The organism is Sorangium sp. So ce1014 (genome assembly GCF_051521505.1).
GTDB lineage: Bacteria > Myxococcota_A > Polyangia > Polyangiales > Polyangiaceae > Sorangium.
Window position 1 is genome coordinate 2,530,550 of record NZ_CP150356.1, and the last position, 19,743, is coordinate 2,550,292.

General features: G+C 69.0%; 19 protein-coding genes and 2 pseudogenes. 8 read left to right on the plus strand and 13 right to left on the minus strand.

Going from position 1 to position 19,743, the window contains the following annotated elements:
* Nucleotides 1-147 precede the first annotated feature (147 nt).
* From WME75_RS09730 to WME75_RS09740, 3 genes are all read left to right on the plus strand, one after another.
* Nucleotides 148-594 carry a DUF2147 domain-containing protein gene (locus tag WME75_RS09730; RefSeq protein ID WP_437488914.1) on the plus strand — a complete coding sequence of 149 codons (447 nt, stop codon included), beginning with the start codon at nucleotides 148-150 and terminating at the stop codon, nucleotides 592-594.
* Between the two features lie 144 nt (nucleotides 595-738).
* Complete coding sequence (locus WME75_RS09735; RefSeq protein ID WP_437488917.1) at nucleotides 739-1,401, plus strand: glutathione S-transferase family protein; 663 nt, start codon at nucleotides 739-741, stop codon at nucleotides 1,399-1,401.
* Nucleotides 1,402-1,585: 184 nt separating this feature from the next.
* On the plus strand, nucleotides 1,586-2,623 hold the full coding sequence (locus WME75_RS09740) for a serine hydrolase domain-containing protein (RefSeq protein ID WP_437488920.1): 1,038 nt from the start codon (nucleotides 1,586-1,588) through the stop codon (nucleotides 2,621-2,623).
* A 7-nt stretch (nucleotides 2,624-2,630) separates the two neighbouring features.
* On the opposite strand, the gene WME75_RS09745 is transcribed toward WME75_RS09740, so the two are convergent.
* Genes WME75_RS09745 through WME75_RS09755 form a run of 3 tightly spaced genes read right to left on the minus strand, consistent with a single transcriptional unit; the run spans nucleotide 2,631 to nucleotide 4,619 of the window.
* Nucleotides 2,631-3,386: a LytR/AlgR family response regulator transcription factor gene (locus tag WME75_RS09745; RefSeq protein WP_437488922.1), complete on the minus strand. Its 756-nt coding sequence runs from the start codon at nucleotides 3,384-3,386 to the stop codon at nucleotides 2,631-2,633.
* Nucleotides 3,383-4,513 carry a sensor histidine kinase gene (locus tag WME75_RS09750; RefSeq protein WP_437488925.1) on the minus strand — a complete coding sequence of 377 codons (1,131 nt, stop codon included), beginning with the start codon at nucleotides 4,511-4,513 and terminating at the stop codon, nucleotides 3,383-3,385. The genes WME75_RS09745 and WME75_RS09750 overlap by 4 nt, the downstream gene beginning before the upstream one ends.
* Nucleotides 4,485-4,619, minus strand: a complete 135-nt coding sequence (locus tag WME75_RS09755; protein ID WP_437488927.1) for a hypothetical protein — start codon at nucleotides 4,617-4,619, stop codon at nucleotides 4,485-4,487. Before WME75_RS09755 ends, WME75_RS09750 begins: the two co-directional genes overlap by 29 nt.
* Nucleotides 4,620-4,858: 239 nt before the next feature.
* Between WME75_RS09755 and WME75_RS09760 the strand changes: the two genes are divergently transcribed.
* Nucleotides 4,859-6,244, plus strand: coding sequence for an alginate lyase family protein (locus WME75_RS09760; protein WP_437488929.1), 1,386 nt, complete (start codon nucleotides 4,859-4,861; stop codon nucleotides 6,242-6,244).
* Between the two features lie 443 nt (nucleotides 6,245-6,687).
* On the opposite strand, the gene WME75_RS09765 is transcribed toward WME75_RS09760, so the two are convergent.
* Nucleotides 6,688-7,962, minus strand: a complete 1,275-nt coding sequence (locus tag WME75_RS09765; RefSeq protein WP_437488932.1) for a PAS domain-containing protein — start codon at nucleotides 7,960-7,962, stop codon at nucleotides 6,688-6,690.
* Nucleotides 7,963-8,467: 505 nt separating this feature from the next.
* On the opposite strand from WME75_RS09765, the gene WME75_RS09770 reads away from it, so the two are divergent.
* Both WME75_RS09770 and WME75_RS09775 read left to right on the plus strand, forming a co-directional pair.
* Nucleotides 8,468-9,625, plus strand: a complete 1,158-nt coding sequence (locus tag WME75_RS09770) for a hypothetical protein (RefSeq protein ID WP_437488935.1) — start codon at nucleotides 8,468-8,470, stop codon at nucleotides 9,623-9,625.
* Nucleotides 9,609-9,962 (plus strand): cytochrome P450, encoded by a 354-nt coding sequence (locus tag WME75_RS09775; protein ID WP_437488938.1) that lies wholly within the window; start codon nucleotides 9,609-9,611, stop codon nucleotides 9,960-9,962. The genes WME75_RS09770 and WME75_RS09775 overlap by 17 nt, the downstream gene beginning before the upstream one ends.
* 97 nt (nucleotides 9,963-10,059) lie before the next feature.
* On the opposite strand, the pseudogene WME75_RS09780 reads toward WME75_RS09775, so the two are convergent.
* From WME75_RS09780 to WME75_RS09820, 9 genes and pseudogenes are all read right to left on the minus strand, one after another.
* Nucleotides 10,060-10,134, minus strand: a pseudogene (locus WME75_RS09780) (JAB domain-containing protein); the annotation flags it as partial.
* Between the two features lie 36 nt (nucleotides 10,135-10,170).
* The gene (locus tag WME75_RS09785; protein WP_437488940.1) at nucleotides 10,171-10,671 is read right to left on the minus strand and encodes a DUF3368 domain-containing protein; all 501 of its coding nucleotides are present in this window, start codon (nucleotides 10,669-10,671) and stop codon (nucleotides 10,171-10,173) included.
* Complete coding sequence (locus WME75_RS09790) at nucleotides 10,664-10,915, minus strand: UPF0175 family protein (protein WP_437488942.1); 252 nt, start codon at nucleotides 10,913-10,915, stop codon at nucleotides 10,664-10,666. Before WME75_RS09790 ends, WME75_RS09785 begins: the two co-directional genes overlap by 8 nt.
* 508 nt (nucleotides 10,916-11,423) lie before the next feature.
* Nucleotides 11,424-11,963 (minus strand): annotated as a pseudogene (locus WME75_RS09795) (JAB domain-containing protein); the annotation flags it as partial.
* Between the two features lie 60 nt (nucleotides 11,964-12,023).
* Nucleotides 12,024-13,688, minus strand: a complete 1,665-nt coding sequence (locus WME75_RS09800) for a PA4780 family RIO1-like protein kinase (protein ID WP_437488945.1) — start codon at nucleotides 13,686-13,688, stop codon at nucleotides 12,024-12,026.
* A 467-nt stretch (nucleotides 13,689-14,155) separates the two neighbouring features.
* A complete protein-coding gene (locus tag WME75_RS09805; RefSeq protein WP_437488948.1) occupies nucleotides 14,156-14,983 on the minus strand; it encodes a DoxX family protein in 828 nt (275 codons plus the stop codon).
* A gap of 134 nt (nucleotides 14,984-15,117) precedes the next feature.
* Nucleotides 15,118-15,990, minus strand: coding sequence for an SDR family oxidoreductase (locus tag WME75_RS09810; RefSeq protein WP_437488951.1), 873 nt, complete (start codon nucleotides 15,988-15,990; stop codon nucleotides 15,118-15,120).
* A 203-nt stretch (nucleotides 15,991-16,193) separates the two neighbouring features.
* A complete protein-coding gene (locus tag WME75_RS09815) occupies nucleotides 16,194-16,772 on the minus strand; it encodes a superoxide dismutase (protein WP_437488953.1) in 579 nt (192 codons plus the stop codon).
* Between the two features lie 335 nt (nucleotides 16,773-17,107).
* Complete coding sequence (locus WME75_RS09820; protein ID WP_437494781.1) at nucleotides 17,108-17,587, minus strand: carboxymuconolactone decarboxylase family protein; 480 nt, start codon at nucleotides 17,585-17,587, stop codon at nucleotides 17,108-17,110.
* A 136-nt stretch (nucleotides 17,588-17,723) separates the two neighbouring features.
* Here WME75_RS09820 and WME75_RS09825 point away from each other — a divergent pair, with 136 nt between their 5' ends.
* Complete coding sequence (locus WME75_RS09825) at nucleotides 17,724-18,617, plus strand: sigma-70 family RNA polymerase sigma factor (RefSeq protein ID WP_437488956.1); 894 nt, start codon at nucleotides 17,724-17,726, stop codon at nucleotides 18,615-18,617.
* A gap of 243 nt (nucleotides 18,618-18,860) precedes the next feature.
* On the plus strand, nucleotides 18,861-19,472 hold the full coding sequence (locus tag WME75_RS09830) for a hypothetical protein (protein ID WP_437488958.1): 612 nt from the start codon (nucleotides 18,861-18,863) through the stop codon (nucleotides 19,470-19,472).
* Nucleotides 19,473-19,743 lie beyond the last annotated feature (271 nt).

Here is a 19,743-nt window from a genome sequence, read left to right on the forward strand (position 1 = left end):
TCCGATGAACAAACGGCGCGGCGCCCCGTCCCCTCTCCCCCCTCCAAGGCATGTTGCACACGGCGGCGCACGCCGACACGCGAATCAAACACCACGCCAGGGCCGAACGCCGTGGCTCCGCAGACCGATGAAAGGAGTTCTGACGACATGAAGACGTTTTTGGCTCTCTCTGCCGCCTTGGGCTGCTCCCTCGCCACTTCGCTCGTGCTCGCGGGTCCTCTCCCTGTGACCGGCCAGTGGCGGACGATTGATGAGCAGGGGGTCGAGCAGTCGGTGATAGAGATTTACGAGAAGGGCGGGAAGATCTTCGGCAAGATCGTGAGCCTGAAGCAGCCGCTCGACGCGAAGGGGAAGCCGAAGATCTGCACCGCCTGTGAGGGGGCCGACAAGAACAAGCCCCTTGTGGGGCTCGTCATCATCAAGAACATGGTCCGCGATGACGACGAGTACGATGACGGTACGATCCTGGATCCGAACAACGGCGAGACCTATAGCTGCAAGCTCGAGGCGATCGAGGGCGGGAAGAAGCTCAAGGTGCGCGGCTTCCTGGGCATCTCCCTCCTCGGCAGGACCCAGACCTGGTTGAAGAAGTAAAATCTTCTCCACCACCCGTCGTGGTGCACCTTGGATGAGAATGGGGTCGTTTGAACCGCCAAGAGCGCCAGGAAAGATACAGAAATCTCGGCGTCATAGGGCGACTTGACGGCGCGGCGCCCGAGTCGGGATGAGGTCAGCTTCATGAAAGTATACGTTTTCAAATCGTTGCCGCCGTTTCTTTGGGGTTACACGCGCGACCTCCGTGCGATGTGGGCGCTGGAAGAGTGTGGAATCGCCTACGAGGCCGTCGGGCTCGATTGCGGGCCGAAGGGTCTTCAGGATGAAGTCGAGTTCGGAGTTGTATCGCCGTTCAGACAGGTTCCGGCGATCGATGATGACGGGTATGTTTTGACGGAGTCGGGCGCGATTCTGCTTTATCTCGCGGAGAAATCCGGGAAATTGATCCCTTCTGATCTGAAGGGGCGCGCGCAGGTCTATCGCTGGACGATCACGTCATTGAACAACATCGAGCCCTTTTCGCTGCCGATTCTGTTTGCCGATCTCCAAGGCGACTCAAATCCCCATTTGCAGGCCTTGCGCCCTTGGCATGTCGAGATACTCGATCGCTTCTTGCCGACGATCGACCAGATGCTGCAGGCTCAGCCGTTCATCACGGGGGCTGACTTCACGGTCGCCGACATCATTCTCACGTGCGTGCTGCGCGAACTTCGTAAGACGGAGATCCTCGCCAGGTATCCGAACGTCGAAGACCACCGCCGTCGCTGCGAAGAGCGGCCCGCGTTCGTGAAGGTCCTGAACGCCTACGAAGACCGCCTCGGCATTCCCCGCGGAAGCGCGCGATAGGCGACCCGCCGACGCCAAAGCTCTCCGCGCGCGCGATCCGCCGGCACCGCCCCGCGCCTCGTACCGGAGAACCCGCCGCTCGTCGGGCAAAACCCCCGCCTGGTCATCCGTCGCTCGATCTCGCCACCTCGTCTGGCAACATGGGTGCCCTATGACATCCCGTACGAGACGAGATCCTCTGTCGATGGTAGTTGCCCTCACTGCGCTGGTTGCTCTGAACCCCGCATGCGGGTCGAGCTCCGGTACGCCGGACGCGCCTGACGACCTCCGCGACGAGCTGGAGCGCCGCCTCGATGCCGCGGCGATGGCCGGGTTCTCCGGATCGGTGCGGGTCACGGTGGACGGGGGCACGGTGCTGGCGCGCGGCTACGGCCTCGCGGACCGCGACGACGGCGTGCCCAACGCCGCCGACACAGCGTACGATTTCGGCTCCGTCATGAAGGACCTCACGGCGGCGGCCATCTTCAAGCTCGAAGGCGAGGGCAATTTCAGCGTGTCGGACTCCCTCGCGACCCTCTTCGACGACGTGCCGGCCGACAAAGCCGAGATCACCGTCCTGCAAGTCGTCCAGCACAGCGCCGGGTTCGACGAGTACCACGACACCGAGGGAGACTTCGAGCCCATGGCGCGCCTCGAAGCCCGCCAGCGGATCTTCGCGCAGGAGCTGCGGTTCGAGCCGGGAAGCGAGGTCGACTACTCGAATTCGGGCTATACGTTGCTGGCCGACGTCGTCGAGACCGTTTCGGGGCGAGGGTTCACCGATTACGTGCGCGACGAGCTCCTGACGCCGGCCGGGATGCAACACAGCGGCTTCTTCGGGGACCCGGTGTGGGAACGGGTCGACACCGCATTCGGGTACGGCGACTCGACGTTCGGGAGCAACGACCCGGCCGCGTGGCCGTACACGTGGTCGCTGGTCGGCAACGGCGGGCTGGTCACGACGGTCTCCGATCTGGAGCGGTGGCTGGTCGCCGTCTGGGGCGGGGACGTGCTGGACCCGGCCGCGCTCAACGCCTACCGGACGCTGTACCTTTCCGGCGGAACCTTCGAGGGCAAGACGGTTTACGGCTACGCCGGGGGCAGCGACTACGGCTTCGGGGGATACGCGGCGGACTGCCCGGAGGCGAACAGCCGCGTGATCCTCGGGACGAACGCGTCCGACGCGTTCGATATCGAGCAGTTCGGGGGCGAGCTCGCCAAATTCGTTCTCTCGGCGAGATAGGACGAGCTCAGCCTGGCTGACGAATGCCCACGGTGTTCTCCAGCAATTGCTGCCGGACCTCCCGCGCCCGATCGCGCGACACGGGGACGCGGAGCGTGGGGCCGACCTCGACGATCAGCTCTCCCGCGAGCCGGCTCAGCCCCTGCGCGTGCGCGGGGGCGATGAGCCAGTTGCGGTGCACGCGTAGAACGCGGCTGCCCAGGGCCGCCCCGAGCGCGTTGAGGGAGAGGTCCATCGAGAATACACCATCGACGTGGTGGACGTAGGTGAGGCGATCGACTGTCTGAAACGCCAACATGCCATCGAGGTCCAGGAAGACCAGGCTGTTGCTCTTCCGGGCGACCAGGCGCCGCCGCGCGGCGCCCTGGGGCGGCGGCCGGCGCCGCTCGAGCAGCCGTGCCGCGCACGTGGTGATGCGATCGAGCGTGAACGGCTTCAGGAGATAGTCGACGACGCCCAGCTCGAACCCGTCGAGCGCATACTGCGCCGAGGCGGTGGCGAGCACCACCGCCGGGGGGCTCGCCAGGTCGGCGAGCGACCGGGCGAAGTCGAGCCCCGAGCGATCCCCCGGCCGATCGACGAGGCGGACGTCGATGAACGCGACCTCGATGCCGAGCTCAGGGCGCTCGATCACCTCTCGGGCGTCCTCGACGCTCGTCACCGCGGCGATGTCCCCGAAGCTTCCAGTGTCGCGCAGCAGCTCTACAAGGTAGTTGCGAGCCGGCCATTCGTCTTCGATGATCAGAGCGGACAGGGGCTTCATGCGGTCCTCTTTGGCAACACGATCTCGACGCGTGTCCGGCCGGGCTTCGCGTCGACCTGCAGCGAAGCGTGGGCGGATTCGAGGGCGATGCGGCGCCGCACCAGGTCCAGCCCCCGGCCCCCGGGGCGGGCGGAGCCCGGGTCGAAGCCTGGCCCGTCATCCTCGACGATGCAGCGCAAGCGGTCCGCGTCGTGGGCGATCCGCAGGGCGACACGGCCGCGGCCCGCCCGACGGAGCGCGCCGTGATGAACCGCGTTCTCCAGCAGCGGCTGCAGCAGCAATGCCGGAAGGACGCATTCCTCCGCCGAGCGGTCCACGTCCCACTCGAACGCGAGCCGCCCGACGTGCCGGGACTCCAGGATCCGAGCGAAGCCCCGGAGCCAGCTCACTTCCTCGCGCACCGTGTGACGGTGGCGTCGCGGCTCCTGCATGGCGTCTCGCAGCAGGTCCCCGAGCGTCGCGATGAGGTTGCGGGCTTCGCGCGGCTCTTCGGTCACGAGGCCTGCGATCGTGTTGAGGGTGTTCAGCACGAAATGAGGTTCGAGCGCGGCGCGGATGCGCGCGAGCTCGGCCTCCTGGCGGAGCGCGTGTCGCTCCTGCTCCAGCCTTCGCTCGGCGCCGATCCGGCGCGGCAGCTCGACGAGCAGGGCCCAGAAGCCGAACAGCGCGTCACCGTCGAAGAAGCCGACGACGGCGGTGGCCCCAAACGTCTGCCGCGAGCCTTCGGCGAAGGACTCGGGCAGCGCCATGACGAGCAGGAGGAGGGCGAGGCGGGTCAGCGAACTGGCGATCCCGGCCGTGAGCGCGAGGGCAAGCAGCTGCCGCCAGACCGGCGTGCGCTGCGTGTCGAGTCTGTGCGCCACCACCGTGAGCGCGCCGAGGACCGCCGACACCCACGCCGCGATCCCGAGGGCTTCCCGGGCGTCGAACCTGCTGGTGCTGACCCAGTCGAGCAGCCAGAGCACGGCCGTCGTGATCAGCACGGCCTTGCCCAGGTGGGCCTTCCCGTGGCGGGTGGGTTCGTGCGCCGCCGCCGCGACGCTACCTGTCTGGTCTAGCATCGTCCAGGTTCGGCCATGGGTTCTTGGGGAAAAGGCATCACGGGAACGCGGCGTCCGCAACGTCATCGCCGCGCGCCGACCCGGCGGACGGCCACCGCGACGAGCACCCGCCGAGGTTGGCGCCGGCGAGCGCGGCGAGGACGAGGGCGAGGCGGAGGCGACGAACGCGCACGATGCCAGGGTACACCGCATCGCGCGGCCGAGCGGGACGCTGGCGCCCGCCCGCATCCATGAGCCCGGGGGCATTCCGGGGGCCCATGCCCACATCGCCCCCTTGCGAAGACGCCGGCGTAGCCCACGTGAGCACGACGCTTGGCGGACGCGAAAACTTTATGTTGTAAGCGTAGTAAAGAAGCATGAAGCGCGTGTGTTCCGTCTGGCATCGATCCGAGCTGCCCGTATACTCACTTCATGCGTTATCATATTATACCATTGCTTGCCGTCGTCGCTGCTTCCAGCGCGTGCTTGGCCCCCACGGAGACCGCGTCGGAAGGCGCCTGCGAGGGGGAGGAGTGCGGGGGATCGCTCGACAGGGCTGCTGAGTCGGCGCCGGACGGCGACTCGGCGGTCGAGAGCGGCGACGGTGACACCGGCGTCGCGGCGGCGGACTCCGGCGGCGCTCCGGCCTTCCGGCATCCCGGCGTCCTCGTGTCGCGCGGTCAGCTCGACTTCGTGAAGGCCAAGATCGCTGCTGGACAGCAGCCGTGGAAGGGCGACTTCGACAAGGCCAAGGCCACCAGGTACGGGCGGCTCCCGTACACGCCGCGGCCGGTCGAGGTGATGAAGTGCGGCAACGGATCGAACCCGCTCGATCAGGGCTGCACCGCGTCGCGAGACGACGCCGTCGCGGCGTACACGCACACCCTGATCTGGTATTACACCGGGAACCAGGCGTACGCCGACAGCGCCATCTCCATCCTGAACGCCTGGTCGTCGAGCTTGAGGGAGCTCGTCTTCGATCCGGCCAAGGTGCGCACCGATCCCGGTCAGAACAACGGCCCGCTGCAGGCCGCCTGGCTCGCGGAGCTGTTCCCGCGCTCGGCCGAGCTCCTCCGCCACGCCGGCGCTGGATGGTCGGAGAGCGAGGCCGCGCGGTTCGGGCGGATGCTCAACGACGTCCTCGTCCCCAGGATCCGCGATGGATGGGGCTACCAGGCGAACTGGAACCTGTCGATGGCGGACGGGATGATCAACATCGGTATTTACAATGATGACCGCGCGCTGTTCGATCGCGGCGTCGCCATGTGGCGCGATCGCGTGCCCTACAACGTTTACCTGGCGAGCGACGGCCGGCTGCCGAAGCGCCCGCCGGGGTACAGCACCGACGCCAAGCTGCGCGAGCTCTGGTACGGCCAGTCCGACTTCACGGGGCGATCCGGCCACACGCAGGAGACGTGCCGCGATCTGCCACACACGCAGATGGGGCTCGCCTCGACCGCCTACGCGGCGGAGACGGCGGGGCTCCAGGGCATCGATCTCTACGGAGAGCAAGAGGAGCGGATCAAGGCGTCCTTCGAGTACGTGGCGAAGCTCCTGAACCGGTCTCCGTCGGCGACCGACATCAAGCTGGAGGTAGAGGCCTCGTTGTGCGGTGGCGAGTTGAAGGTCAAGGACATCCCGGTCTGGGAGCTCGTCTACAATCACTACGCTCGACGCGAGGGCCAGGCGATGCCCGAGAGCCGCAAGGTGCGCGACCGCATCCGGGGGCAGTCCGGCAATAGCAGGGACGTGACCAACGTGCAGATCACCTGGGAGGCGCTGACCCACGGCGACACCGGCAGCGCGGGGTACCCGTAGCGCACGAGGACCGCGGCCGCCGCGGAGCCCCGGTCCCCCTGGGCTCGCGCGGCCGCCCGGCCTCCGCGCGCGGCTGGTCCTGATTCCGGCGGCCGCTCGACGGGGTGCGGGGACCAGGGGATCGAGACATCCTGGCCGACAAACGAGACAAACATCGACGAAATCTAGAGAATATTCTCAGATTTCCAGGTGAATGCAGGCTCGATCCAGAGTTTCGTCGCTCGCAACGAGACAATTCAGAGCTAGATCCAGAGAATCGACTCAAATAACCAGAGCAACGCACCCTGGATCCAGAGAAAACGCTCAGGAATCGCGTCGACTACGAGTGCGTGCGTCGGGGAACGGCCAACCTCTTCGACATCGCGGAGCACGTCGGCGATACCGCTCTCCTCGGTCCGTGCTGGCTCTCCGGCGGCGAGCGCCGCGGGCCCGCCTGCGGGGCTTCAGCGCCTGCCCCTCGCTCTGCGCCGGCGGCCGAGGGCGTAGGCCACCCCGGCCTCGAGCGTCCCGCGCGTGGCCACGCCGCTCAGGTCGGCCCCGATCTCCACGAGGGCGCGCGCGACCTCGGGCGAGATCCCGGTGAGGATGACCTCCGTGCCGAGCAGGCGCGCCGCGCCGGCGGTCCTGAGGAGGGAGCTCGCGACCTGCTCATCCATGCTCCGCACGCCCGTGGTGTCGAGGATGGCCACCGCCGCCTTGTGCGCCGTGATGCCCTGGAGGAGTGTCTCCAGGATCTGCTCGGACCGGACGCTGTCGATGGTGCCCACGAGCGGCATCACGACCAGCCGCTCGGCGAGCGGGATGAGCGGCGTGGAGAGCTCGCGGATCGCCCGCTGTTGCGCCGCGATGAGATCCTCCTGGAGCCGTTGCCGCTCCTGCTCCGCGCGCCGCTGCTCGGTGAGATCGCGGACGATGGCGCCCTCGGCGTCGATCTGCCCGCCCTCGTCGCGGATGCGGAACGTGGAGACCTCGCCCGGGAAGGTGCTCCCGTCGTGGCGGCGGCAGGTGACGATGGCCCGGGCTGCGCCTGGGGACGCGCCCTCCTGCAGGTGCGCGTCGAGGAGCGCCCGACCCTCGGCCTCGACCAGGTCGAGCAGGGGAGTCCCCACGACCTCGGCGCCGTACCCGTACATGCGGAAGAACGCCGGATTCGCGTACGTGATCTGGCCGCGCTCGGTGACCACGATGCTGTCCGGCGCGTTCTCGGCCAGGGCGAGGAAGGTGCGCAGCCTGCTGTTCAGCGACTGCACCTCGCGCTGCGCTCGCATCTGCGCGGTGACGTCCAGGCCGTGGAAGACGATCCCGAAGATCTCGCCGCTGTCCTGGCGCAGGGCGGAGTAATGAAACGTGATGAAGGACGTCTCTTCGGCGCCCGGCCACGTGAAAGGCACGTTCGCGGCGATCAGGGGCTCACCGGTCGCGAAGACGGGATCGAGCATCGCGGCGATACGCGCGCCGAGGGGCGCCGGGAAGGCGTCGATCAAGGGCTTGCCGATCGGCTCGAGAGAGGGATTCAAGCCGCGCCACGCGTCGTTCACGATCTTGAACACGTGATCTGGACCGATCATCAGCCCGACCGCAGCCGGGATTCCCAGGATCGCCTTGCGCAGCTCGTCCCGCTCGCGGCGCAGCTCGTCCCGCTCGCGGGTGAGCGCCGCGTTCTCCTCGCGCAGGTGGGCGAGCTCTGCCATGAGGGTATCGACATCGACGGACGTCATGGGCCACCTCATATCACAGCGCCGCAGGGCACAGGCCCAGAAGCGGCGTGTGCGGCTCCCCACGGCGACGCGGCGCTGCGCGCCTCTCGGCAGGACCTGCGTGACCGCCGCTGTGCGAGCCCGGAGCCCGCACCGGCTGCTGGCACGGGACGCGGCCGAGCGTCGGTCGAGTAGAAGTCCGGGTGGACGCAGACGTCGACGTCGTTGTTCGCGAAGCCGAAGTGGCTGCCGCGTTCTCGCCGCACCACCATCATGTGGCATGCGGCGATCAGCGGGCGGGCGGGGCAGGCCGCAACAAACTAATTTGAAGGATCGATCCCGTGACGGCATCAAGAGCACAGAACAGAAGCTCTCGCCGCCAGGCAGCCGATGTCGGTCGCATCGCGTCGTTGCTCCTCGTCGCCCTATGTCCGTAGGGCTCCTCGGCGCGCCCGGCGCTGCACCCAACGTCGGCCGCCTGGCTCGGTCCGGTTTTGCTCAGCGATACAATCCGACGGAGTTCAATATGAAACTTTACACTATTCTTGCTTCGTCAGTTCTCCTTTCGGCGTGCATGGGAGAGGTGGACGACGTCTCCACCGATCGGACGGACGGCAATTCCGCCGCCACCATCGGAGGCACTGTCGATGGCGCGCCGCTTTCGGGGGAGCGCCCGCCGACGCGCGAGGAGGCGGAGGCGATCCTCGAGCGCGTGGTCGCGCTCTACCAGGACCACGCCGCGGCCGCGAATCCGGCAGGTACCCACAAGATCTCGTGGAGAATCGACTGGGACAGCGATGCGGTCAGCGCCCACGTGCTGCTCAAGCCCGGGGAGGACTGGACAGTTGAGGTGAGCAAGGGATATCTCACGGTCTCGAGCATGACGACGGAGGTGTTCGCGCTCACGATGTGCCACGAGATGGGGCACTTCATCGGCGGGTTCCCGTTCAAGACCTCCCGCGGCGGGAACAGCACCGGCGCGCTGGGCACGTCGGTCTCCGCCGAGGAACAGGCCGACTACTTTGCCACCAAGGATTGCTTGCCGCGGCTGTGGGCGAATGAGACCGAGGCCAACGCCGCGGCGTTGGCCGGGCTCGACCCTTCCGCGCGCGAGCGTTGCACGACGGCCTACAGCGACATGGCGAGCCAGCAGCTCTGCGGCCGGATCCTGCTCGCCAGCCTGCAGACGGGGCGGTTCTACGAGGAGCAGGCCGTGCTGCAGGCTCCCAGGGAGCTCGTCTACCCGCAATTCGACACACCGGACACGACCGAGGCCGCGGTGACGAAGGAGGGCCATGCTGCGTCCCAGTGCCGCCTCGACACGCTGGTGGCGGGAGCCGTGTGCAGCGTGAAGGCGACGGGGACCGGGATCCCGGGGTTCGTGCCGCCGTACGGCGAGTATAGCGATGCGAGCGAGGAAGCCGCGCGCCCGTTCGCGTGCCAGGACGGCCCCGGGGCTCGACCGAGGTGCTGGTTCCAGCCGGACACTGTGGCCACCGACTGCTCCGAGCTCGGTGAGCACGCGTGCGTCGTCGAGGATGGGGTGCATGGGGTCCGGTACTGCGACACGACGTCCGGTGTGTCCTATTACTGGTGCTTCCTGGACGAGGTGTGCAAGACGAGCAGAGACGGTTTCGCGGACTGTTATGCTCCCGATGTCGATCCCGATGAGGGATCTCCCTGAGCGCGATCGACCGATCTCGAGGCAGGTCGACGAGGTGCTCGGCGGCCGCCGGCCGAACTTCGAGGATCTCGCCCGGCTCACGTACACGAAGCGGGTGCTCGAGGAGGAAATGCGCCTGTACCCGCCGAGCCGGATCATGCCCCGGATCGTCAACACCGACGACGTGATCGGCGGCTACGCCGTCAAGGCCGGCTCCGTCCTCCTCCTGAGCCCGTTCGTGACCCACCGCGAACCGTCGCTCTGGGAGCAGCCGGCGATCTTCGATCCCGACCGGTTCACCCCGGAGCGCTCCGCGGTGCGCCCGCGCTACGCCTACATGCCCTTGTGCTGCGCATGACGATGTTGCCCCAGTGGATATCGAGCCCGACGAGCGTAGTAGGCGGTGGCCTCGTTCAACTCGACCTCGATGGCCGGCGTTGACCGGCGTGGCCGCGGGTCGGCTTCGGGTCGCCGCTCGGGTGGTTATGGGCGAGGACGAAGCTCTGGGCGGCCATGTCCAGCGCGGTGCGCTTGAGATCGTCAGCGCTTCGGCGATCGAGGATTCATCAAGGCGGCAGCTCATCCCGTTCCCCAGCCAGGGACAGGATTCTCTGGCGGATCTCGCCAGACAGCCACATGCCCGCATCTGCGAGCTTGTCGACCCACGGCCCGACGCTTTGCGTGATCCCTCGAGATTTTGCCTCCAGCAAGATCTTGAGCGTTCCCCAGACGACCAGCCCTGCCGCTTGAGCCGTGCGCCTTGCCAGCGCATCGTCGAGAAGAATCACACGGGATGGATTTTCCAGAGCCAGGGCCATGGCTGCAAGCTCTCCTGCTCCCAGGTCGAGCGCGAGCCATTCCGATGGCATGGATTGAGGATCCACGATCTTCAGCCATCCATAGTTGCTCAGCGTGGGGACTTCGTACCCCTTCCGTCGCCCCTCCTTCAACTCAAGATCCACAGCGCTGGGGACCCAGACGTCTTTGAAAATCTCGGCGAGCCAGTCCATGGCGCCGATGCGGTGAAGGTAGAGCAGGGGCGAGGTGTTGCTGATCGCCTCAGCCAACGGCGGCCTCGAGCGAGCGGAGCTCGGCGTCGAGAGGGAAAACCTTGTAGCGGCCCAGATTCAACAGGAATTCGACCCGCGCCATGCCGGCGAGCTCCGCAGCGCGGCCGGACGAGAGCCGCCCCAGCTCGTACAGCTTGACCGCGGCGAGGGTGCGGAGCTCTCGTGCGAACTCAGCTTCGTCCATCTTCTCCGCAAGGAGCACCTTCTCGGGCACATCAACCACAATCTGTCGAGTTGCCATGTTTCGTCCTTGGTTGCTCGGAGGGTCGGGGAAGTCTCTTTTAGCACGAAACAGGATCCGCGTGCGATCGCGTGAAGACGCATGGTTCTGGTAAGGCATGCCGGATGCTCCGGAACGCCGTGTCGCGCGTGTCGGAGACCCTGTCGGACGCTCCCGCGCGCATGTGGGACGCTCCGGAGGGCCACGAAGGTCTCGAGCAGCCCCCACCGCCGCCCTCGAGTCGGTACACCTCCACCGTCCGCGGCAAAGGGCTGAGCAGCCCCACGTGCCCCATGCCGTCGCGCCGGTAGACCCGCATCTTCTTCCCCAGGTCGACGCGCTCGGCGTGCGGTCGCCTGAGGCGGGGCGTGGGTGCGGGTCGACCGCGGCGCGGTGCCCTGGGTCGGACGCGCTGTGGCGCCACGTGCTTCAGAGCTCGTGCCGCGCCGGAGGCATGCGGAGCTCTCGGCCGGGGCGGTGCGCTGGGGGCAGGATGCGCAGACCGCAGGGGCGCTGCGCCCGCGATGGGCTACTCGTGGACGGCGGCGTAGCGGCCGCTGGGGGTGACGATGACGTGGGCCGTGAGCGGGACGTGCAGCTCGGCGGAGAGGTGGCGCAGCTCCAGGGTCATCGCTTCGTCCTCGCGGGTTGGCGTCGGGTCGCCGCTGGGGTGGTTATGGGCCAGGACGAAGCTGACGGCGGCCATGTCCAGCGCCGTGCGCAGGACGGTGGAGCGGCCGACGTAGAGGGCGTCGTCGGTACCGCGGGCGAGCAGGCGTGTCTCGCGGAGGCGGCCGTGGCTGTCGAGCGCCGCGATCCAGAGCTCCTCGTGCACGAGGGACGCGAGCCTCGGGCCGAAGTACCGCGCCACGCGGGCGGCGTCGGTGAGGAGCGCGCCCCGGCGGGCGCGGGCGGCGTGGTAGCGGCGGCCGAGCTCGAAGGCGGCGGCGAGCCGGGTCGCGTCGAAGAGCGCGATCTGGGTGCGCTCGGCGAGGGCCGCGGGAGAGAGGCGACCGAGGGAGGGGAGGGCGGCCGTGCCGAGGAGGCGCGGGCCGACGCCGGGCAGGCCGAATCCACCTCAGACGCGGTGACGCGCGGACCCGCCGCGGGCGACCCCACGCGGGGCCTATCAGGGGTTCCGGCGCGTGCTCGAACGCCGATCATTGGTGCTCACCGAGATGACGACACGGCGGCGTGGCCGCGACGCCGCATCAGGCTCCCCTTGCTGCGGCGGCCCTTGCGGCGCCTCGTGGTGCTGCGGCCTTTGCGGCGCCTCGTGGTGCTGCGGCCTTTGCGGCGCCTCGTGGTGCTGCGGCCTTTGCGACGCCTCGTGATGCTGCGGCCTGTGCGGCGCCTCGTGGTGCTGCGGCCTTTGCGGCGCCTCGTGGTGCTGCGGCCTGTGCGGCGCCTCGTGATGCTGCGGCCTGTGCGTCGCCTCGTGGTGCTGCGGCCTATGCGACGCCTCGTGGTGCTGCGGCCTGTGCGACGCCTCGTGGTGCTGCGGCCTGTGCGACGCCTCGTGGTGCTGCGGCCTTTGCGACGCCTCGTGGTGCTGCGGCCTGTGCGGCGCCTCGTGGTGCTGCGGCCTTTGCGCGGTCTGGTGCTGCGCGGGCCGTTGCGCCGTCGCATGCTGGGCCGGCCTTTGGTCTGGCCCATGCTGCTGGGGTCGCTGCCTCGCCTCGTACTGCACCGGCGGTTGTCCTGATGGGTGCTGCGGTGGCCTCTGGGCAGGCGCGTTGCCCGCGTACTGCTGCCTCCGGTCAGGCCCGGCGTTTTGCGGCCTTTGCCCTGGTCCGTGTTGCTGCGGCCTTGGCCCGCCCCCGTTCCCGGCATGCGCAGCCGGCCTCTCCGCCTGTCGCGGTCGGTCCCGCGGATCGGTCGTTCGCCCCTCGGTCGTGGGCGCCTCGGCGGCGGGCGCGGGCGATTGGGCGGCCTTCGGCGCTCCCCGCATGCTGATGCCCTGACGCTCGCGGCGCTTGCGCTCGTCGTAGTTCGCGTCGCCGATGAGGTCGAGCACGGCGCGGGTGTCCACCCTCCGCTCGGAGACCCGATGGCGGCCGGTCAATCGGGTCTCAGGGGTGAGCGCGCTGCTGGCGTAGAGCTCCCACATCTCCTCGCCATAGGCGGCTCGCCGTTGCTCGGGCACGAAGCGCGTGACGAAGCGATGGAGATTGTCGACGTCACGGAGCAGGAGCTTCCTGGCGTTCTGGTTACTCGCGGCGTCCACCGATTGGGGGAAGTCGATGATCACCGGACCGTCGGCGCTCATGAGCACGTTGAAGTCCGACAGATCGCCGTGCACGACGCCGGCGCACAACATCCGCACGACCTCGCCGATCAGGCGATGGTAGACCCACATGGCCTGATCTCGGTCGAGGCTCGTCTCGGCGAGGCGAGGCGCGGGGCTGCCGTCGGCGTCGGCGACCAGCTCCATCACGAACACGCCGTCGATCGCCTGGTACGGCGTCGGCACGCGGACGCCTGCGCTGCGCAGGCGGTAGATCATGTCGACCTCGGTCGAGCGCCAGGCGGCTTCGTCCTGAGCCCGGCCGTGGCGCGAGCGTTTGTCCATCGCGCGCTGGTCGCGGCTGTTGCGCACCTTGCGGCCCTCGGTGTACGCCGCGCGGTTCTTGAAGCTGCGGTTCTGCGCTTCCTTGTAGACCTTCGCGACGCGCAGCTCGCCGCCCGACCGGACGAGGAAGACCACCGCTTCCTTTCCGCTCATCAGCGGCCGCACAACCTCGTCGATGAGCCCTTCGTCGACCAGCGACGTGAGGCTGCTCGGAATTTGCATGATCTCGTGTGTCTTCGTTTCGTCGGAGGAAAGATTTCCCGGCGTCGTCTTGCCGCAAAATATGGTGCGCTGCAACCGTATCGGAGGCTTCGGCGGCTGCGTCGCGCTCTGGCCGCCGCGGCGCGTCGAGCGTCCGCGGTCCGCACGCCGATCTCGCCGCGTCGTCGCGCGGGCCGGGCGGCCAGTCCGGGTCCGGCAGCCCACGAACGAGCACGCCGCTCGCGGGCCCGACCCTCCTCGATCCAGCACGGCGAGAACACGTACAGGCAGAGCGGCAGGCCGATGTGGCGCCAGCCCACGGGCGGGAGCGTCCCACGAGGGACAGGCGCGTCGAGCACCGCCGCGGCGACGAGCGCCACGCCGGATGCCACGATGCCGACGGTTCTCAGGACCTTGCCGATGGCTCAGAGGAAGCCGCAGAAGACGCCCAGGGTGCCGAGGGCGGCGCCCGAGTCGTCCGCGCCGCGTCACGCGTCCCGCGGGTCCCTCGCCCCGTGGCAGGGCTCGGAGGTCGCGACCCTCGTCGCCCCGAGCAGGCGCTGCCGAAGTTCGGGGTTGCGGATCCAGCCGGTGATCCCGAGCAAGACGAGCACGATGATCAGCGGCAGGTATTCCGGAAGCGTGAAGCCGCGGGTCATGTTCGTGGCCAGAGCGCCGGAGAAGTAGCCGACCATGAGCACGAGGGCGATCGCGGAAGAGCGCGGGATGAGGAAGAGGATCGCGAGGCAGATCTTCGTGATGCCGAGCGGCACGGCGATGTCCGTGATGCCCAGCCGTTCGATGAACGCCGCGCCTTCCTTGTTCGAGGGAGGCATGAGCTGGAGGATGCCGCTCGCCAAGGTGGCGAGGGACATGAGGACGGTCAAGATCCACGAGACGATCTTTCCGGCCTTGCCCGGGTCCGGGACGGACCTCGGATCCCGCGCGCGGGCGAGGAGCTCCGGCGTGCGGAAGTACGCGCCGATCGTCATCACGAGGATGAGGACGAACGGGAACCACGGCCAGTTGCCTTCGACGTCATGCGTGAGGCCTGTGGCCGTCGCGCCGCCGAGCACGCCGACCATCATCACGAAGCCGAGCGTGGCGGTGCGGGGAACAAGAAGGAGAACGGCGGCGATGATCTCGAGCGCGCCGATCAGGTAGCGATGGTCCCAGGCGCCGAGCGCTTTCAGGAAGTCGGCGGTGGGGGTGCCATCCTGGATGAAGAATTTCGCCAGACCGGAGCCGAAGATCATGAAAAGGGCCAGCAGGACGGTGGGCGTCCAGCCGAGGATTGTCCGGGAGCGGGTCGTCATATCGCCCCGACGATAGCAAATGAAGTCATTGAGTTGTCCAGCTCGGGGACCTGCACTCGCAACAAATGTCCCTGTATCCGCGGCTGCTCGGTCCGCCGTCCTCACCGGGCCAGCTGCGCCGCCGCCGCTGCGCTCTACTGGAACGCTCTCCCGTAGCGCTCCAGCCACGCATCGAACGTCCGCGCCTTGCGCCCGAGGAGCTGCTCGACTGTCGGGATGGGCCGCTCGCCGTGCCCGGCCTTGACCAGCGCCTGGATCTCGACGATGGCGCGGATGAACACCTCGGGGAGGCCCGCCTTCTCCATTCCCTCGCGCAAGGCCTCCTCGGTCACGTCGACGAACCTGAGCGGCCTCCCGATCGCTGCGCTGATCTTCGCCACCTGCTCCGCCGTGCTCAGCGCCTCCGGCCCGGTGAGCACGTACGACTCGCCCTCGTGCCCCGGCGACGTCAGCGCCTTCACGGCGACCGCCGCGATGTCGCGCTGGTCGATCGGCGCCGACTTGCCGTCGCCCGTGGCCGTGTACACGGCGCCCTGCGCCTTGATCGAGCCGACCCACATGAGCGCGTTCGTCGCGAAGGCCCCCGGCTGCAGCATCGTCCAGGCGAGCCCGGACGCCTTGACCTTCGCCTCGGCCTCGCGGTGCCAGCGGGCGATCGCGTAGTCGTGCTCGTCCACGGCGCTCGCCGACGACAGCAGCACGATGTGCCGGACGCCCGCCCTCTTCGCCGCGGCGGCCGCGTTGCCGGCGAGCGCCGGGAGGTCGCCGACCGCGCAGACCACGAACGCCCTGTCCACGCCCGCGAACGCGGCGTCGAGCGTCTCGGGCTTCGCGAGATCGCCCTTCACGACCTCGACAAGGCTGCCGCGCTCGCCCAGCCTGGCCGGGTCGCGCACGAGCGCGCGGACCTTCTGGCCCGCCTCGACGAGCTGCTCGAGCACCGCGCCGCCAACGTTCCCTGTCGCTCCGGTCACGAGGATCATCTGCCGCTCCCTTTCGTGGCTCATGGGGACTCGCCTTCGCCGCGCCGTCGAAGGCGTGGGAAGAGCACCCTACACGAGCGCGCGATCGGCTTCTGGATCGAATTCCAACAGCTTGGAGTGATTCTCGTCGTTGGTTGCGGGCGTGCCGGCCATCGCCTTCGGGGCCTGAGGGCTGGCCATGGGGGCGGGCGCTCGAGCTCGACGCCGCCTTCGCGGGAGCGCGTGGGTCACAGCTTCGAGGCGGCGTGGTCCCAGTTCACCAGGTTCCACCAGGCCTCGACGTACTTCGCCCGGGCATTGCGGTAGTCGATGTAATACGCGTGCTCCCACACGTCGCACGTGAGCAGCGGCGTCTTGCCCTCCGTGAGCGGGCACCCGGCGTTGCCCGTCTGCACGATTTCCAGCTTGCCGGAGCTATTCTTCACAAGCCATGCCCAGCCCGAGCCGAACTGACCGACGGCCGCGGTGCTGAACTTCTCCTTGAACGACGACACGCTTCCGAACGCCTCCTCGATCGCCGCACGGAGCGCGGCGGGAGGCTCACCGCCGCCCTGCGGCTTCATGCTGTGCCAGTAGAACGTGTGATTCCACACCTGCGCTGCCTGGTTGAAGACCGCGCCGGACGTCGTGCGGACGAGATCCTCGAGGCTCTTGCCCGCGAGCGCCGCGTCCGCCGCCACGAGCTCGTTCAGCTTCGTGACGTATGCGTTGTGGTGCTTGCCGTGGTGGAAATCGAGCGTTTCGGCCGAGATGTGGGGAACCAGTGCGTCTCTGGAGTAGGGGAGCTCGGGAAGAGTGAAGGTCATGGTTCTGTTCCTCGTGTTGCGTGTCGACGGCTACGCGCTCGTCGCAGCCCGTTGTGAGTGGCTCGGCGAAGACCTTCGGGGGGCGCTCCAGCCACGGATCGAACGTCCGCGCTTCGCGGCCGAACAGCCGGTCCATGTCGCCGGGTCCGGCGGCACCGTAGCAACCCCGGTGGGGGCGCGTGGCGCCTTGCCAATGAGTTGGAAGTTTTCCATCCGTTTGGAGAGGCGGCCTCCCGGCCAGCGGTTCAGTGGTTCCGCTGACCTGCCAGAGCCGACCATGGCCTCCGGCGTATGGGCGCGCAAGCCAGTCGTACGTTCGGCGTATCGACGCCTCCTCAGGGGGTGTCCGCGCGCGCCTCCCACTTCATCGAGCCGGCGACCTGCCTCGTGGTGACGTTGACGCGATTGAAGCAGTTGACCAGCGCGATGTGCAGGATCAGCGCCGCGAGCGCCGGCTCGTCGTAATGCCTCGCGGCCTCCTCCCAGACGTCGTCGGGCACCGGATCCGCGCGATCGCTGAGCCTCGTCGCGGCCTCGGCGAGCGCCAGCGCGGCGCGCTCCGCGTCGGTGAAATAGGGCGCCTCGCGCCAGGCCGCCACGGCGAACATGCGCTCGTCGGTCTCGCCCGCCTTCTTGAGCTCGCGCGCGCCCATGTCGACGCAGGGGCTGCACCCGTTGATCTGGCTCGTCCGCAGGTGGACGAGCTCGAGCGTCCGCGCCGGCACGCCGCTCTTCTTCACCGCGCCGACCAGGGCGTGGATGGGCTGCATGACGTCGGGGATGAGCATCGCGGGGTTCTTCATCCGTGCTTTCAGCATGATCGTGATCCTCTCGAGGGGTTCGGGTGTGCTCGCCGACCGCGACGGGGCGCTGAACGTCCGTTCGCGTCGTCACATCGGCTAGGGTTCGCGCGTCACAGCCATGACGAAGCGCGACGAGGGAGTGTGACCGATGGATGAAAATCGTTGGCTGGCGGAGCGGTTCGAGGCCCACCGGGCCCACCTGCGGGCGGTGGCGTACCGGATGCTCGGCTCCCTCGGCGAGGCGGAGGACGCGGTGCAGGAGTCCTGGCTCCACCTGAGCCGCGCCGACACGAGCGGCGTCGAGAACCTGGGCGGGTGGCTGACGACGGTCGTGGCGCGGGTGTGCCTCGACATGCTGCGCGCGCGCAAGGCGCGGCGCGAGGAGCCGATGGCCGCGTCCGACCCCGCCGCGGACCGCGAGGCCGGGACCGACCCCGAGCGGGAGGCGGAGCTGGCCGACTCCGTCGGCGTCGCGCTGCTCGTGGTGCTCGAGACGCTGACCCCCGCCGAGCGGCTCGCGTTCGTGCTGCACGACCTGTTCGCGGTACCCTTCGAGGAGATCGCCTCCATCGTGGGCCGCTCCCCGGCCGCGGCGAGGCAGCTCGCGAGCCGCGCCCGCCGCCGCGTGCAGGGAGCGCCCCCGTCTCCGGACGCCGACGTCGGCCGCCAGCGCGAGGTCGTCGACGCCTTCCTCGCGGCCATGCGCGGCGGCGACTTCGACGCGCTCGTGGCGATCCTCGATCCGGACGTCGTGATCCGCGCCGACGCCACGGCCGCGCCCCCGGCCGGGAACGAGGTCCGCGGCGCGCGCGCCTGGGCCAAGCAGGCGATCTCCGGCGCGCGCGGCGCCAAGTTGGCCCGCCCTGCCCTCGTGGACGGCACGGTGGGCGTCGTCGTGGCCCCGCACGGGCGGCTCTTCCGGGTGCTCCGCTTCACGCTCGCGCAGGGGAAGATCGCCCGGATCGACGTCGTGGGCGACCCCGAGCAGCTCCGCGATCTCGACCTGTCGGTCCTCGACGACGGACCGCAACCGGATCCCTGATTTCGGCCAACGATTGCCGGTCTGCCGCGGCGCGCAGGGCCGCCGGCAGCAGCGGCTCGTTGGGCTGGAGACAGAGAAAGAGAGAATGTACAGGGAGGCGGGGAGGCGGGGAGGCGAGAGGGTACAGACAAGGGGAGGTGAGAGACGGGGACCATCCATCTCCCACGGCGAGCCCGCGCCGCGTCACCCGCGCGCGCTTTTCCGCGTTGGTGCGCCGCGGGCGCCGGGATACGCTCTCGAGGCATGGCGTCACGTCTTCTCGGTGCGGCCTCGCTGTGCGGGCTCGCCCTCGGCTGCGCGGCGTGCAAGCCGGCGGCAGCGCCGCTGCCGGCCCATGTTCGCATCTCCATCGACGGCGCCGTCATCAGCCCGGCCAAGGCGGACGGGCGCCAGTGGGACGGCATGGTCGCGGTCCCGGCGGGGGCCCTCACCGCCATCGGTGACCTGCTCAGCACGGCGCACCCGGCCGCGGCGGCCGCCGGCGTGGCCGGGGTCGCCGCGGAGGCGGCGGGGGCGGGCACCGAGCCGCCGGAGCCCTTCGGCTCGGCGGAGCTGTTCGTGGGCGGCCGGTCGCTCGGGCGGCGCGCGCTCGATCGCCCGGGGCAGCGCGACACCTGCACGCCCGGCTGGACAGGCCCGCCGACCTGGCGCCGCGTGCCGCTCGCGCCGGATGTCCACGTGAGCGGTGAGCTCATCGACAGGGACCTGATCAACGACGACTTCATCGGGAGGTTCGCCATCCATCACGCTCACCTCGTCGAGGCGCTCCGGGCGCGCACCGTCTATCCGGTGGCCGTCCGCGATCAGGCCGCCGGACAGGTGCTGTTCGTCTGGATCGAGGTCTGGCCGGAGTAGGCCGGCGTGGACCCGCGCCGGCGACGCCGGAGCCCCCACGCCTTCGCCTGGACCTGTGCGATGCGGCGGCGCAGCGCCCGCACCGCGGCGCCGCCGCCGCCGCCGCCGCGCCCGGCGCTGCCCAGCGCGCCGGTGAAGCCAACCTGCTCAACCCGTTCCCCGATGCGCCCCTCCCGGGGTATCGTGCGCTCGCCGCCCGTGGGACTCCGGGGCGATTTCCGAGCCCAGTCTGGTAACTGTTGTAGGTTGATCGCCCCACCATTCCCCGGGC